Source organism: Streptomyces sp. CA-181903, from assembly GCF_050937075.1.
GTDB lineage: Bacteria > Actinomycetota > Actinomycetes > Streptomycetales > Streptomycetaceae > Streptomyces.
In genome coordinates, this window is the sequence record NZ_JBNJLY010000001.1 from 2,869,353 (window position 1) to 2,883,400 (window position 14,048).

A 14,048-nucleotide genomic window follows, 5' to 3' on the forward strand; every position below is an offset into this window, starting at 1 on the left:
ATGGTCACGCCGTGAGCAGCACACCCGCGTAGGACACCCCCGCGATGACCACCCACGAGCACAGCCCCAGCGCCGCGACCCGCCCCCCGGTCCGCACCAGCGAGGGCAGGTGCACCGCGCTGCCGAGCCCGAACAGGGCGGCGGCGAGGAGCAGTTCCTGGACGTGCTGGGCGCCGTCCAGCACCCCGTCCGGCACGAGCCCGGTGCTGCGCACCGCGACCATGGTGAGGAAGCCGAGGACGAAGAGGGGGACGAGCGGGGGCCGCTTCTGCTGGTCCGCGGGCACCCCCGTGCCGCCGGCCGCCGCCCGGGCCTGGGCGCGCCGCCGGCTCACGGACACGGCGACGGCCGCCACCAGCGGTGCCAGCAGCGCCACACGCATCAGCTTCACCAGGACGGCCTCGCCGAGCGCCGTCGGACCGGCCGTCTGCGCGGTCGCCACCACCTGGCCGACGTCGTGCACGCCCGCGCCGACCCAGCGTCCGAACTGCGTGTCGTCGAGCCCGAGCGGGTGGTGCAGCAGCGGCAGCACGGCGATGGCGAGCGTCCCGCACAGCGTGACGAGGGCGACGGACGTGGCGACGTCCTCCTCGTCGCTGCCGGAGACCTCGCTGACCGCGCCGATCGCGGAGGCGCCGCAGATCGAGTAGCCGGTCGCGATCAGCAGCGGCTGGTCGCCGCGCAGCCCGAGCCGGCGGCCGAGCCAGAGCGTGCCGAAGAAGGTGGCCGTGACGACGACGAGCACCATCGCCACCGTCGCCCAGCCGACCCCGAGCACATCGCCGATGCTCAGCTTCAGCCCGAGGAGCACGACGCCCACGCGCATCAGCCGCTTCCCGGCGAGCGTCAGCCCCGGCCGTCCGACGCCCCGCACCCGGGCCTTGACGCCCGGCAGGTGGGCGGCGGCGATGCCGAGCACCACGGCCGCGGTGAGCATGGGGACGGCGGGGACGAGCCGGTGGACCGTCCAGGCCAGGGCGACGCCGAGGACGGCCATGGCCAGTCCGGGGAGCTTGCCGGGGGGCGCGGCGGCCGTTCCGGCGCGGGCGCCGCCCGGCCGCGCGTTGGTCAACGCCATGACGGCTGTTCCCCCTGCTGTTCCTGTTCCGGCTGATGTGCCCGTTCCGGCCGATGTGCCCGTTCCGGCTGTTGTTGCCGTTCCGGCTCGTACGGCCGGTAAACCCTATATGGCCGGATCACCTGGTATATCCGGCCCGCTCTCCACCGCTCCCGCATCACAGCTCGTCGGCCGGCAGGTGGTAGACGCGCCGCACGCTGGAGCCCAGCCGCGCGATGTCCGCGCCGTAGACGTGGATCGAGATCGCGGTGGACGAACAGGCGTTGCGCACCCGGTGGATGTCCCCGGGGGGCGCGAAGCCGCAGACGTCGCCCTGGGCGTTGACGACGTCCTCGGTGGCGACCAGCCGGCAGCTCGTGCCGTCCGGGACGAGCCGGTACCGGCGCTCGCTCTCGGCGCCCTGGTGGACGCCGGTCACGCACCACGAGACGTGGTCGTGGACGGAGGTCTGCTGCCCCGGCAGCCAGACCAGGGCCACGAGCGAGAAGCTGCCGTCCGGTTCCGCGTGCAGGATGTGCTGGCGGTAGCGCTCGGGGTCGCCCTCGCACTGCTCGGGGGTGAGCAGGTCGTCGGAGCCGAGGTGGCCCGCGAGCCGCTCGCCGACGAGGTAGGCCGTCGTGTCCGGCGGCAGGCCGCGGCCCACTGCCTCCCGGACGTCGTCGATGAGCCCGCGGAGGCGGGCGGTCGTCGGGGCTGCGGTAGGAGTGGTCATACGGGCAGGTTCGAGGGCGTGATCCATCACGTCCAACGACAGTTTGTTGGCCGGGGCCCAACTCCCGCTTATGGATCGCGCGGGCGCGCCGTCCCGCACCCGGCCCTCGGACGGGACCCGCTCAGCACCCCACCCGCCGCGCCGCCGCGGCCTTGAGCTCGTCGAGGACCAGCGCGGTGGCGGGGACGCGCAGGTGGTCGCGGAGGACGTACGCGGAGACGCGGCGGCGGGAGGCGGGGTCGAGCGCCCGGCCGGTGATCCGGTCGTGGCGCAGGAACGACAGCACGAGCCCCGGCATCATCGCCACCCCCAGCCCCTCGGCGACGAGGGACTGCACGACCAGGTTGTCGTCGGTGGTGAAGGCTATGTCGGGAGCGAAGCCGACCTCGGCGCACTCGTGCAGGAAGTTGGTGCGGCAGCGCAGGCAGCCGGCGATCCACCGCTCGTCGGCGAGGTCGGCCAGGCCCACGGCGCGGCGGCGGGCCAGCGGGTGCCCGGCGGGGAGCAGTACGGTCAGCTGGTCCTCCAGCAGCGGTATCTCCGCGAGCTCGTCCGGGACCTCGTCGTGCAGCCCGGGATAGGTGAAGGCGAGGGTGATGTCGCACTCCCCGCGCACCAGCCGGCGGAGCGAGTCGGGCGGCTCGCCCTCCAGCAGCTCGACGCGGACGCCGGGGTGGTCGGCGGCGAGCCGGGCGAGGGCCTCCGGGACGAGGGTGGCGCCCGCGCTGGGGAACGCGCAGACCCGCACCCGCCCGGCCCGCAGCCGCGTCAGCGAACTCATCTGCTGCTGGGCCACGGTGAGGGTGTCCAGGATCGTCTCGGCGTGCCGCGCCAGCGCCTCCCCCGCCTCCGTCAGCCGCATCCTGCGGCCCACGCGGGTGAACAGCGGAGTGCCGACCGACCGCTCCAGGGCCTTCATCTGCTGGGTGATCGCGGGCTGGGTGTAGCCGAGGGCCCGCGCGGCGGCGGAGTACGAACCGGCCGCGACCACCGCGTGGAACGTCTTGATGTGCCGGGAGTCGAACACGCCGGAATCATAAGCGGAATTTGGGGTAGCGGGCAGATCCGGCTTGAATGACTTCTGGATCAACGGACCTTTGGTGCATGGTGGACTTATGGCGCCTCACGCAGCTCACACATCACGCTACGTCTCGTACGACGCGGCGGAACTGGCCTACCGAGTGCTGGAAGCGCGCACCGCCGACACCCCCGGCCCGCCGGTCGTCTGCCTCGCCGGCGGCCCCGGCCGGGACGCCGCCTACCTGGGCGACCTCGGCGGCCTCGACGCCCGGCACACCCTCGTCGTCCCCGACAGCCGGGGCACCGGCGACTCCCCGCCCGCCGACGACCCCCGCGGCTACGCCTTCCCGGCCCTCGCCGAGGACGTCGAGGCGCTCCGCGGCCACCTCGGCCTCGACCGCTTCGCCCTCCTCGCCCACGACGCCGGCTGCGCCACCGCCCAGGCGTACGCCGCCCTCTACCCGCACCGGGTCAGCCACCTCGTCCTCGTCGCCCCCGGCGCCCGCCTCCAGGGCGAACTGCCCACGGACGCCGAGGAGATCTTCGAGTCGCGGGCCACCGAGGACTGGTGGGTGGACGCCTACGTCGCCGTCCACTCCCTCGCCGAGACCCGCGACTTCACCGAGGCCCGCACCCTCCTCCGGCGCGCCGCCCCCATGGGCTACGGCCGCTGGGACGCCCCGCAACAGGCACACGCCGCCACGGAGGACGGCCAGCTCCACCCCGTCCCCCGCATCGCCTTCTGGCAGGGCGTGGACGAGCCGGCCCGCCGCGCCCTCCTCGACCACCTCCGCTCGGCCGCCTTCCCGCTCCTGGTCGTCACCGGCGACCGCGACGCCATCACCGGCGTCCGCGCCGGCGAGACGGTCGCCGCCTCCTTCCCCGCCGCCACCCGCACGGAGGTGCGGACGCTGTACGGAGTGGGGCACTACCCGTGGGTGGACGAGCCGGAGATGTTCCGCCCGCTCGTCGAGGACTTCCTGGCCGCCCCGTGACGGCCACTGTGAACGCCGCGTGACACTCATGTGGCGCATGCGGCAGGACAGTTGTGGCCCGCCGGCACCCTCCCTATCGTCGACGACGGAGCACGATGACACGGCCGTGTGCCCGAGTGGTTCAGGGGCTCGCCTGCAAAGCGAGTTACGCCGGTTCGAATCCGGTCACGGCCTCCGCTGACGCGCGGGGTGGCTGAGTAGCGATACTCAGCCACCCCGCGCGTCACGTCGGTACGCGTACGGATGCCGGGCCCGGGGCGGCGCGCCTAGCGTGACGGCATGGCTTCAACTGATGGGACGCGTGCACTGACCAGGGGGTCTAAGGGGCCCGGGGGGTCTCAGGGTTCCGCGGGCTCTGGGGGCCTTGTGGACTCTGCGGGTTCCATGGCCTCTGCGGGTTCTGTGAACTCTGCGGTCGACATCGCCCTGAAGGCCGTGGGCATGGCGGCACTGTGGATCTTCGCCGGGCTCACCTTCCTGTTCCTCCCGCTCTCGGTCATGGCCAGTGACGGCTGTGACCAGGGCGACACCCGCACCATCTGCACCACGGCCGCTCAACAGGCCGTCGGCTGGATCCCGTTGCTCACCGCCCCCACCGCCGCCCTGCTGGGCACCTGGGGCCTGGTCTCGCGGCGGGAGGGAGCGCCGGTCGCGTGGGGGGTGGCGGTGGCGATGCTGATGGGGGCGTGGGTGGTGGTGGACGGCATCGTGGGATGAGGAGTGCCGGGCGGCGCGTCGGGGGGCGGGCGGCACCGGCGTGGCATGCCCGGCCACCGGTGAACGGCCGCGGCCCCCGCGACCGGCCAAGCGCCTCTGAGGGACTGCCAGTCGTCGGCTTCCCCAACCTTCACTCCACCCCCACCTGTAACCGTCCGCCGGCACGGCGGGAGAATCGGCCGGTCGACCACCGGCTTCACGTCCGCCACCCGCCCTCCTCCCCCGAACAGGCCCGTCATTCCATGGATGCCCTCACCACCGGAGACCCCCTCCGCCTCGGCCCGTACCGTCTCGTCGGCGTGCTCGGCGCGGGTGGCATGGGCAAGGTGTACCTCGGCCGGGACGCCGCCGGGGCCGCGGCCGCCGTCAAGGTGCTGCACCCGGAGATGGCGCACGACCCGCACCTGGCGCAGCGCTTCGTCCGCGAGGCGCAGGCCGCGCGGGCGGTGACGAGCCCGGGTGTCGCACGGGTGCTCGGGGCGTGGACGGAGGGCGGACGGCCGTGGATCGCCGCGGAGTTCCTGGCCGGGCCGACGCTGACCGAGGCGGTGGCGGAGCACGGGCCGTTCGACGAGGCGGGGGTCAGGGCCCTGGGCGCCGCGCTGGCGCGGACCCTCGGGGACGTCCACGCCGCCGGCCTGGTGCACCGTGACATCAAGCCGTCCAACATCGTCCTGACCTCCTCGGGCCCGCGCGTCATCGACTTCGGCATCGCGCGCCCCGAGCACGGCCTCACCCTCACCACCACCGGGACCAACCCCGTCACCCCCGGCTACGGCGCCCCCGAGCAGGTGCTCGGCCGGCGCGTCGGCCCGCCCGGCGACGTGTTCTCGCTCGGGGCCGTGCTCGCCTTCGCGGCCACCGGCCGCCGCGCCTACGACGGCACGGACGTGGCGTCCGTCCAGTACAAGGTCGTCCACGAGGAACCGGACCTGGCGGGCCTCCCCGCCCCGCTGCACGCCCTGATCGCCCCCTGCCTGGCCCGCGAACCCGGCCACCGCCCGCAGCCCGCCCTCATCGCCGCGGCGATGGCCCCGCCCAAAGGCGCCGACCGCGCCTGGCGCCGCGGCCCCCTCGCCGCCGACATCGCCCGCCGCGAGACCGCCGCCCGCCGACTGACCGCCCTGACCGACGCCCCCGCCACCGCCTCGGGCCCCTCCCGGCGCCGCCTGGTCACCGCCCTCGTCGCGGGCGGCGTCACCGTGGCCGCGGGGGGCGGCACGGCGGCGTGGTGGTTCCTCCGCGACGAACACCCGGCTGCCGAGTCCCTGAAGGCCGACCCGCCGCCCCCGCCCCACCCTTGGGACGCCAAGCCCCTGACGACCGGCCAGTACGAGGAGGACCGCCCGCCCGCCGAACTCTGGGGCCCGGTCGTCACCTTCCCCTTCGCCCCCGCCCCGCTTCCCGTGCGCGACCTGGTCGTCGCCATGGCGAGCGACGGCCTGACGGCCTTCTCCGTACGCGACGGCAGACCGAAATGGCGGGTGGACAGCGAGAAGTACGGCCGGTTCGCGGGCCGTGCCGACGTCGTGGCGGCCCCGTTCGACGGCGGCCGGCTCGTCGGTCTGGACGCCGCCACGGGCCACGAGCGCTGGAGCGCGTCCGTCGACGCGGACCACGTCCTCGCGATGGACGACGGGACGGTCTACTTCGTGGACGGCGCGAGGACCCTGCGCCCCAACCGGATCAGCGCCCTCGACATCCGTTCCCGCACGGTCCGTTGGGCCGTCCCCCACCCGGACCGGGAACCGGACCACTCCGAGTCCGCGCTGGCCGTCCCCGCCGGGAACCGCCTCGTCGTCTACGGCCGGAACGGCGACGTCTACGCCCTCGACACCGCCACCGGCCGCACCGCGTGGAAGCTCACCCAGCGCCCTTACGCACAGGACGCGGTGCTGCCGGCGGTCCGCGACGGCATCGTGTACCTCGGCGGGAAGACCCTGGCCGCACACCGCCTGGACGACGGCGAGAAGCTGTGGTCCCTGCCCTCCGCCTCCTTCCGGACCAGCCCCGCGATGAACGGCGGCACCTGCTCCTACCAGGGCTGGTCGGGCCCGTCCGTCGACGGCTCCTTCCTCTACGCCGTGGACGCCCCGACCGTCCACTGCCTCGACCGCCGCACCGGCGAGACCGTCTGGACCCACCGCCTGGACGACCGCGCCTACCCACCCCTCACACCCCCCGCCGTCCAGGGCCGCACCCTCTGGACCGCCACCGGCGGCAGCGCCTCCGCCGCCCTGGCCCTCGACAAACGAACCGGCAAGCCCCTCTGGTCCTACCCCTGGCGCGGCAGCGTCTCCCCCTGGCTCGTCGGCTCGGGCAACCGCGTCTTCCTGTCCGCGGACGGGTCGCTTACGGCGATGCCGGTGGTGTGAGACCGCGGACGGAGGCGCGCGGCTACCGGTCCCCTCGTCGGCATTCACCCATGGGCAGGAGGCCCGAATCCGGGCCTCTCCCGACGCCGCCTCGCGACCACCAGAGCCCCCGCGCCCCCGGCTCCGACGGCCAACGCGCCTCCGGCCCCCAGCAGTATCCAGGTCGTGGTGCCCGTCCCCCCGCCGCCGGCCTCGCGGGCGGCTCCCGCCGAGGGCGCGTCACCCGGCCGGGCGTCCGGCCGGCGCGAGGGCACCGGCTTGACGACCACACCTGAACCCCCGGCGCCCGTAAGGGGGTTGACGTCCGCCGGCCCCGGGTCGCCGGGGTCCTTCAGGGCGACCCGGGGCCGGACCACGCCGTAACCAAGGGTGTCGCTCCGCTTCTCACCGCTCTTGGGGCCACCGGCCGTGTTGATGAGCACGCGGAGGACCTGATTGGCCGTCCAGTCCGGGTGGACCGACCAGAGGAGGGCGGCGGAGGCGGAGGCGAGGGCGCTGGCGGCGCTGGTGCCGTGGCTGCGGCAAATACCGGTACTGCCGGGGCAACTGTGGATCATGTCATCCCCCGGGGCCGCCAATGAGACGTGCGGCCCTCGCACCGATTCCTCCGTCACCCGCGCGTCCTTGCCGATCGCGCTGACGGCCACCACCCCCGGGGAGGCCGCCGGATACTCGACCGGGTTGCCCTCACGCCCTTCGTTTCCCGACGAGGCGAACAGCAACTTGCCCCGGGAAAGGGCGTATCGCACGGCCTCGTCCATCGACCGGCCCTGGCCCGGGTTGCCGAACGACATGTTGATGATCTTCGCCGGAGAGTCGGCCGCGTATCGGATGGCCCGGACGATGGCCTCGTTCTGCGCCGCCCACCCGTCGACGTGGCTCAGGACGCGCAGGGGAAGGATCTTGGCCCCGGGTGCCAGACCTTTGGTCGCCGACTTCTCCGGCCCCTTGCCGGTCCCGGCGATCAATACCGCCATCGAGGTGCCGTGCCCCACGGCGTCCTTGTGGGCACCGGTCCCGGAAGGCAGGAAGTCCTTTCCGGGCAACACCTGTCCGCGCAAGTCGGGAAGACTGTCGTCGACGCCGCTGTCGATCACGGCGACCGTCACCCCGGATCCCGTGCTGGTCCGCCACATCTCCTCGGCGTGCATGCCGTCGAGGTACCACTGGTGGTCTCTGACCGTGTCCGCCCAGGCCGGCCCGCCCGGGACCAGCAGAAGGAAGAGTGCGGTGGCGAGACCGCGTACAGCCGTCCTGAGGATGGGCTTCCTGTACCCGATCATCTGCGGAAACGTCCTCTTCCTCGGGTGAGTTCAGTCGACGACGGGGGGAATGACGCCGTACCGCCCGTGAGACGGGTTCTCCTCCTCTACCAGGTACTCGGGCCGGCGGCTGCCGCTACCGCCTTCCCGCCCGGATGGCGCCTCCGCGGAACCCCGGGTCAGGCCGGACCCACCCTGGGTGAAGGGGCGGCCTCCCGAAATGGCGTCGCGGGCGGCCTGACCGCCTGCCACGCCACCGGCCTCGGACGACAAGCGACGGCCACCCGCCCGGCCGAGCCCGCCCCCCGCTCCGCCGCCGGCCGGCGAGCCCGCGAAACCGGGCCCGTAGCCCATGCCAGGGCGCCCCTGCCCCGCCGCGGATCCGGGCTCGGCGCCGACGACCGTGCCCCTGGTCGCCGAGGGCAGCCCCTGGCCGGGAGCCTTGGGCGCAGGACGTCCGCCCACCACGCCGTCGGCGGGTCCCCGGGAACCGACCGGGCGCGCGTCCGCGACTCCGGGCAGTCCCGGCGTGACGGACGGCCGTGCCACCGGCGTCCCTCCACGCCCCGTGCCCGAACGTCCCTCGGTCACCTGAGCGACGCGCCCGCGCCGAGGCTTTCCGTCATCCGGGTCCCCACCGTGCCCGGATGCCGGAGGTCTGCGGTCCGGCCACGTCGGCGGCATCCCCGGGACACTGGTCAAGGGGCCCCGGGGGTGGTGCGACGGGACCGGGGGCACCGTGGACACCGGTCCCGACGGACCGGGCGCCGGCTGCCCCCCGTCCGGCATCGTGGGCACCGGGGCCGGGGGACGGGGGACCCCGCCGTCCGTCTTGGTCGGGATGCCAGGGTGGCCGGCCGGCGGAACGGTCGTCGTGCCACCGGTCGTTCCACCGTGTCCGCTCGTCGTACTTCCGGCCACCGGACCGCTCGGCACGGCGGTGCCCCCGAGAGGTGTCCCGCCTCCGTCCACGCGGTCAGCGACGGCGGCGGCACTCGCGCTACCGCCGGAGCCGGTGCCACCGGCTCCGGCGCCACCGCCCTCCGTCCCGTCGAGCGAGACATGCTCGGAACCGGCCTTGCCTTCCGGAGGAAGCATCACATCCGGCATCGGCGGAAAGTTCGGCCGCACCCCCTTGGTGATCTCGTCACCGGAGTCGTTGTACGCCTGGGCGAGCCGCGTCATCGCCTCGGCGGCGTGATCGTGCTCCTGGCGGAGCTTGGTGAGCGCGGTCGCGACCTCCGCGGGGCTGGGGCCGTCCTTGGCGTAGAGGGTCCGCACGTCGTGGAACTTGTCGGCGTTGTCGCGCAGCCCGGGGTTGAGCCGGTCGAACTTGTCCACCTTCGCCTTGGCGTCGGCCGGGACGGGCGGCATCTTCTGGGCCGCGCTGAGGGCGTTGGCGGCGGCACAGATCCACATGCCGACCTTCTCGCTGTAACCGCTCAAGGACAGGGTGGCGTTGGACATGTCGGCACCCCAGGCATGGAAGGCCCGGGCGCCCTCGCCGTCCCACTCCAGACGGCTCATGTGCTCCTTGAGCCCTTGCCCCACCTCACCGATCGTCTGAGCCGCCTCCTGGAGCCTGAGCCCGATGGCCCTGATCTTGTGCTCGTCGGCGTGCTCGACCATGGCGAGGAGCTGCTCGTGGGAGTACGTGCCGAAGTCGGGAACCGCTGCCGGTGTGAACGCGGGCCTGGCCGATCCGGGGTGCGTGTTCCTCTCCTGGCCGGTCATGTCACATACCCCCCTTGTCGTGGTCCCCACCTGCGTGGCCCACGTCGCCGCCGCCGGGTGCGTGCGGATCAGACTTCGGGTCGTAGTACTTCGCGACCTCCTGCCGGACCGCCCATATACGGCGCTGGTGCTCCTGGTCCGTCTCCTGGTAGCCGTTGTGCGCCCCTTGAAGGGCGAGGCTCAGGGCTTCGATCTGGTCGGCGAGCAGCTTCGACAGGGCAGCCAGATCCTGATGCACGGCCCGGTAGGCGCCGTACAGCGCCCCTACCGCGTCGAAGCCCTTGCCCAGATGCCCCTGGTCGAACGTCGCTTCCCCTACGCGCGACGGATCCGCTTCGGAACCGCTGAGTTTGACCAGCGCTTCGTCGATGCGCCCCTTGAAGGTCTTGAGCGTGCCGAGTTCAACCTTCAGCCTGTCGCTCGCGGAGTGTGTCCCCACTGCCGCCCCACCCCTCGTCCACCCAATCCATGGGCCCTACATCAAGCCACGCAAGCCTACCGGCAAGTAGGCGCGCGTACGCCCCGGACGAGTCCAATTCCGCACTTCCGTCGAGAAGTTGAATGCCCAAGTAGACAACCAGGCTCACACCCGGCCTCGTCGTCGGCGGCCACCGCCCATAGCGACGATTGATGCGCCGGATGAGCGTGGGCACCCGGCGCGATTGCCCACGCCGCTCCACATGGCAGTCTCTGTCAGAATCTTGCCAGCTTCAGGCACTTGACTTACAGTCACCGACGCGCGCCCCGATGCGCCAACCGCACCTCCATCCGCGCCCAAGGCGTCAATTGATCAAGGAGGGATGATGTCCGATTTCGGCCACGCCGATGACGGCATGGCGGACCTGCTGCGAAGGCTGAACGAGGTGACGGAACGGATGCACGACGCCTGCGCCTCATTGAAAAAGGTCGGACCGAAAGGCCTGGGCACACAGGGCCTCGACGCAGCCTGCTACCACTTCCAGGACAACTGGCACGACGGCATCAAACGCATAGCCAAGGGATCCAAGCACATCCACAGCGCCTTGAAGGAGGTCTCGAAGGAGTTCACGGAATACGAACACGTCCTGCGCCGGGGGTTCAGCCCCAGCGAACGGTAGGCCGCCGGCGGCACTCCGCATCCGACCACCGGACTCACACGTGGGAGAAACATGTCCGACTCAGCGTGGCCTGGTCTTGGCTTCAATCCCGCAAAAGGCAGCGTAAAGACAACCGAGTGGCTCGCACACGACGTCGGCCGAGTCGCAGACGAACTGGAAGAGCTCCATCGCCTGGTAGAGCAAATCGGAAAGTCGGACAAAGTCTGGAAGGGGGAGGCGGCCACGGCCTTCAGAGGTCAGCTCGGCAAGCTGCCCACCTATCTGCAACAGGGCAGCAAGTCCATGCATGACTGCTCGCACGCCCTGAAGCAGTGGCGTGAGAACCTCCACGCCCACCAGGAGACAGCGAAGAGGCTCGAAAACGACGCGGTCGCCGCAAGGTCAAAAGTCAAGGAGACGGTCGAAGCCAGCAAACTCATCAATCAGAAGATCGATGACATCAACCATAATCATGTGCAGATCTCCAAGGCCGAGGCCGACAAGCTGACCAGCGACAGCAGCAAGGCGGCCTCGGACGCCGCCAAGGCCGTGCACGCACTCGATTTGATCATCGCCGAGGCCGAGCGCCTGCGGGAGAAGTGGGAACGGCACTCGGAAGAAGCGGCCAAGGCGATACGCGAGGCCGCCAAGAACCACCCGCCGGACATCAGTGTGTGGGAGCGGATATCGGGTGGCCTCAACAAGGCGTGGAAGGGTTTCAAGAACTTCCTCGTCAAGCACGCCGATCTGTTCTCCACGCTGTCAAGCGCATTGGCCTTGGCAGCCATCGTAGCCAGCGCATTCCCACCTGCGGGAGTCGTCCTCGGCGGATTGTCGGTCGCCTGCGCCAGCGCAGCTGCGGCAGGACACTACATGGCCTGGAAACGCGGCCTCATCGACGGAAAGACGACGATCGCCAAAGTCGGAATGGACAGTTTGGGACTCTTTCCCGGCTTCGGGGCGGGTAATGGACTCTTCCAAGGGGTGAAGGCAGGCGCCAAGGGAGCCAAGTTGCTCAACGGCGCCAGAGAGGCGGGCACAGGCTTCCTGGAGGCTTTCAAGAATCCCCTTACCACGAAGGGGATCAGTCCTCAGGTGAACCGGGTCGCCGGGATGTTCAAGAAAGAGGTCTCGCCCGAAGCGATCACAGGAACGGTGAAGGCCATGTCCACTGTCCACGGTTTGGAGAAGTTGCTCACGCATGGTGAGACTTCCAGCCACCACGAAAGGGAGCCCCGTATTCAAGCACCCGCTCCTTACACAGGCAGGAGAGGTACGCCCGCCGCATTCCATGAGGCTCTGGCTGGCTGACTGAGCAGGTGAACCCACATGGATAACACTGCGCGTGCCGACCTCCACATGACCTGGCTCCCCCCTGCCTTCTTCCACCCCCTTCCACTGGACTCTGCGGATGCCGAAGAGGCAGCCGACCGGCTTTATTCCCTGGCCGAAAGGCTTCTGCCTTCCGGCACCGACGAGGACAGGGTTCGCATGTGTGTGGCCTACGGGTTTCTTCTCCAGGATTTCATCGAAGCTGGAGCCGAGTACGCGGCATTCTGCGCTCTAGACATGGGCGACGGCAGGCGGAGCACTGCTTCCTTGGCGATGTACAGGATCCCGCTTGAGGGCTACGCAGACCTGGACCTCCTCGACCAGATGGCGTCCGCTCTAAGAGACGCCTACCCACGCGATGATGTACGTTTCTCCGAATTGTCTTGCGGCAGGGTCGTCGTGCGCATAGGAGATGAACCGTTCGTAGTCCCCTCGGAGTTTTCAGGGGCGGGAACCTCGATCGAGATGCTAAAAGGTATAATCCAGGTCTATATCCCCCTGCCTGACCGTTCAGAAATCGCGGTACTGGAACTTGCGACTCCCGCCATGGACGACTGGGATTTTTATTCGGAACTGTTCGCCAGTATCGTTCAGACCGTGAGCTGGGCAACCGAGGAAGAAATTCTCTTCCTCACGACTCCTTCGCAGATCTTCCATCCTTCCGATAGCGTGTCCGTCGCTGCCGCGCAAGAGGTGTACGCACATTCCAGCAATATTCTGGACGCATTGGCACTGCACGGCTCTGTCAGCCCTGAGAGCCGATTGACCAAAGTTGTCTGCCCTGACTGCCGAGTAGCAAGCCGGACGGTTCCATGTTCACTACTGCACGAGTGGTTCGCGCACGCTTTGGCAAGTTCCGCCGATTACACCGACGTGGTTCGGCGTGCTGAAGCCTCCCTACTGGCCCGCACATGGAAGCCGATTACCCCATTGGCGACGGGAGACCGCTCTTTTTCAGCCGTGCATACCGCAGGATACCGCCTTGGCTTGACCCCTTGTCCCAGTAACTTGCGCCTGCTTGTGAAGGTACTCGGCCCTTGCCGGAGATCAATCGAGGCGTCGGCGGGGCACGGTCTGCCGCCTGATGAGGTTTGAGAGCTCCCTATGCCAGAGAAGTTTCATGATCAGATCCCGCCCAAAACGAAACCCGTTACCGACTACGAGCGGATCGCCGGCAAGGGTCGGTGGTACAGCGAGGCAGGGTGCACTCTCGCTGTCTTTCCCATAATCGGAACCCTGGTCGGCTTCAGCAGCGACTTCCCAGAAGGCTATGCGACTCTCCTCCTCGTCCCTGCCGTGATTTGGTTGTGGGCCCTCGCCATCCGGCGTGCCTTCCGACTGAGGCCGTTGTACGGTGAGGCCCGTGACTACGTGCGGCGCCTGGTGGATGCCGAAGAGCGGGGGGTAAGGGTTCCGCAGCCGTCTCCCGCATTGCGGCTGATGTACCGGGTGGAGAAAAACGGCCGCGAGCACCTTGCGAAGAAAGCCGGCAAGCAGCGCTGACACCGGCCCCGCCTGACCGCCTCGGTCCACTGGTAGTTGAAAAGGCGCTCACGCGGCAGGAGTTTGACGATCCCTTCCGTCGAAACTCCGCGTAGCGGAGTACGAGCGTGTCGCGGGCAAGGGCAAGTGGTACGACGAGGGGGATGCCTGCCTGCTGTTGCGGGTGCTCACGGTGGGGGCATAGGGGGCCGCTCGCCTCCAGGAGCGGAGCGTCGCGCCGCCCGGCTTGTCGCCGCGGCTGGAG

At 70.4% G+C, this 14,048-nt stretch carries 13 protein-coding genes and 1 tRNA gene; 8 read left to right on the top strand and 6 right to left on the bottom strand.

The genetic code is table 11. The features are described 5' to 3' along the window. Window positions 1-4: 4 nt before the first annotated feature. The 3 genes from ACQEVS_RS12875 to ACQEVS_RS12885 form a co-directional block, all read right to left on the bottom strand. On the bottom strand, window positions 5-1,078 hold the full coding sequence (locus ACQEVS_RS12875) for a YeiH family protein (protein ID WP_433019524.1): 1,074 nt from the start codon (window positions 1,076-1,078) through the stop codon (window positions 5-7). A 157-nt stretch (window positions 1,079-1,235) separates the two neighbouring features. Continuing rightward, entirely contained in the window at window positions 1,236-1,790 is a 555-nt protein-coding gene (locus ACQEVS_RS12880; protein WP_185944205.1) for a cysteine dioxygenase family protein, read from the bottom strand. A gap of 121 nt (window positions 1,791-1,911) precedes the next feature. Continuing rightward, window positions 1,912-2,817, bottom strand: coding sequence for a LysR family transcriptional regulator (locus ACQEVS_RS12885; RefSeq protein ID WP_004950592.1), 906 nt, complete (start codon window positions 2,815-2,817; stop codon window positions 1,912-1,914). Between the two features lie 88 nt (window positions 2,818-2,905). Here ACQEVS_RS12885 and ACQEVS_RS12890 point away from each other — a divergent pair, with 88 nt between their 5' ends. The 4 genes from ACQEVS_RS12890 to ACQEVS_RS12905 all read left to right on the top strand — a co-directional run bounded on the left by ACQEVS_RS12890 (window position 2,906) and on the right by ACQEVS_RS12905 (window position 6,897). Continuing rightward, the gene (locus ACQEVS_RS12890) at window positions 2,906-3,805 is read left to right on the top strand and encodes an alpha/beta fold hydrolase (protein WP_433019529.1); all 900 of its coding nucleotides are present in this window, start codon (window positions 2,906-2,908) and stop codon (window positions 3,803-3,805) included. 102 nt (window positions 3,806-3,907) lie between these two features. Beyond that, window positions 3,908-3,979, top strand: a tRNA-Cys gene (locus ACQEVS_RS12895). Window positions 3,980-4,207: 228 nt separating this feature from the next. Continuing rightward, on the top strand, window positions 4,208-4,522 hold the full coding sequence (locus tag ACQEVS_RS12900) for a hypothetical protein (RefSeq protein ID WP_433019532.1): 315 nt from the start codon (window positions 4,208-4,210) through the stop codon (window positions 4,520-4,522). 242 nt (window positions 4,523-4,764) lie between these two features. Then, window positions 4,765-6,897, top strand: coding sequence for a PQQ-binding-like beta-propeller repeat protein (locus ACQEVS_RS12905; protein WP_433019535.1), 2,133 nt, complete (start codon window positions 4,765-4,767; stop codon window positions 6,895-6,897). 44 nt (window positions 6,898-6,941) lie between these two features. Here the strand turns inward: ACQEVS_RS12905 and mycP are convergent, their stop codons facing one another. Genes mycP through ACQEVS_RS12920 form a run of 3 tightly spaced genes read right to left on the bottom strand, consistent with a single transcriptional unit; the run spans window position 6,942 to window position 10,332 of the window. Further along, window positions 6,942-8,180: a type VII secretion-associated serine protease mycosin gene (mycP, locus tag ACQEVS_RS12910; protein ID WP_433019538.1), complete on the bottom strand. Its 1,239-nt coding sequence runs from the start codon at window positions 8,178-8,180 to the stop codon at window positions 6,942-6,944. A 30-nt stretch (window positions 8,181-8,210) separates the two neighbouring features. Further along, the gene (locus tag ACQEVS_RS12915; protein WP_433019541.1) at window positions 8,211-9,893 is read right to left on the bottom strand and encodes a hypothetical protein; all 1,683 of its coding nucleotides are present in this window, start codon (window positions 9,891-9,893) and stop codon (window positions 8,211-8,213) included. Window position 9,894: 1 nt separating this feature from the next. Beyond that, the gene (locus tag ACQEVS_RS12920; RefSeq protein ID WP_433019544.1) at window positions 9,895-10,332 is read right to left on the bottom strand and encodes a hypothetical protein; all 438 of its coding nucleotides are present in this window, start codon (window positions 10,330-10,332) and stop codon (window positions 9,895-9,897) included. A gap of 364 nt (window positions 10,333-10,696) precedes the next feature. On the opposite strand from ACQEVS_RS12920, the gene ACQEVS_RS12925 reads away from it, so the two are divergent. From ACQEVS_RS12925 to ACQEVS_RS12940, 4 genes are read left to right on the top strand one after another with little or no spacing between them, the layout of a single operon-like run. Continuing rightward, on the top strand, window positions 10,697-10,990 hold the full coding sequence (locus tag ACQEVS_RS12925) for a hypothetical protein (protein ID WP_433019547.1): 294 nt from the start codon (window positions 10,697-10,699) through the stop codon (window positions 10,988-10,990). A 51-nt stretch (window positions 10,991-11,041) separates the two neighbouring features. Then, window positions 11,042-12,280, top strand: coding sequence for a putative T7SS-secreted protein (locus ACQEVS_RS12930; RefSeq protein WP_433019550.1), 1,239 nt, complete (start codon window positions 11,042-11,044; stop codon window positions 12,278-12,280). A gap of 18 nt (window positions 12,281-12,298) precedes the next feature. Then, window positions 12,299-13,396 (top strand): hypothetical protein, encoded by a 1,098-nt coding sequence (locus ACQEVS_RS12935; RefSeq protein ID WP_433019553.1) that lies wholly within the window; start codon window positions 12,299-12,301, stop codon window positions 13,394-13,396. Window positions 13,397-13,405: 9 nt separating this feature from the next. Next, a complete protein-coding gene (locus tag ACQEVS_RS12940) occupies window positions 13,406-13,804 on the top strand; it encodes a hypothetical protein (protein ID WP_433019556.1) in 399 nt (132 codons plus the stop codon). The last annotated feature ends 244 nt before the right edge of the window (window positions 13,805-14,048 follow it).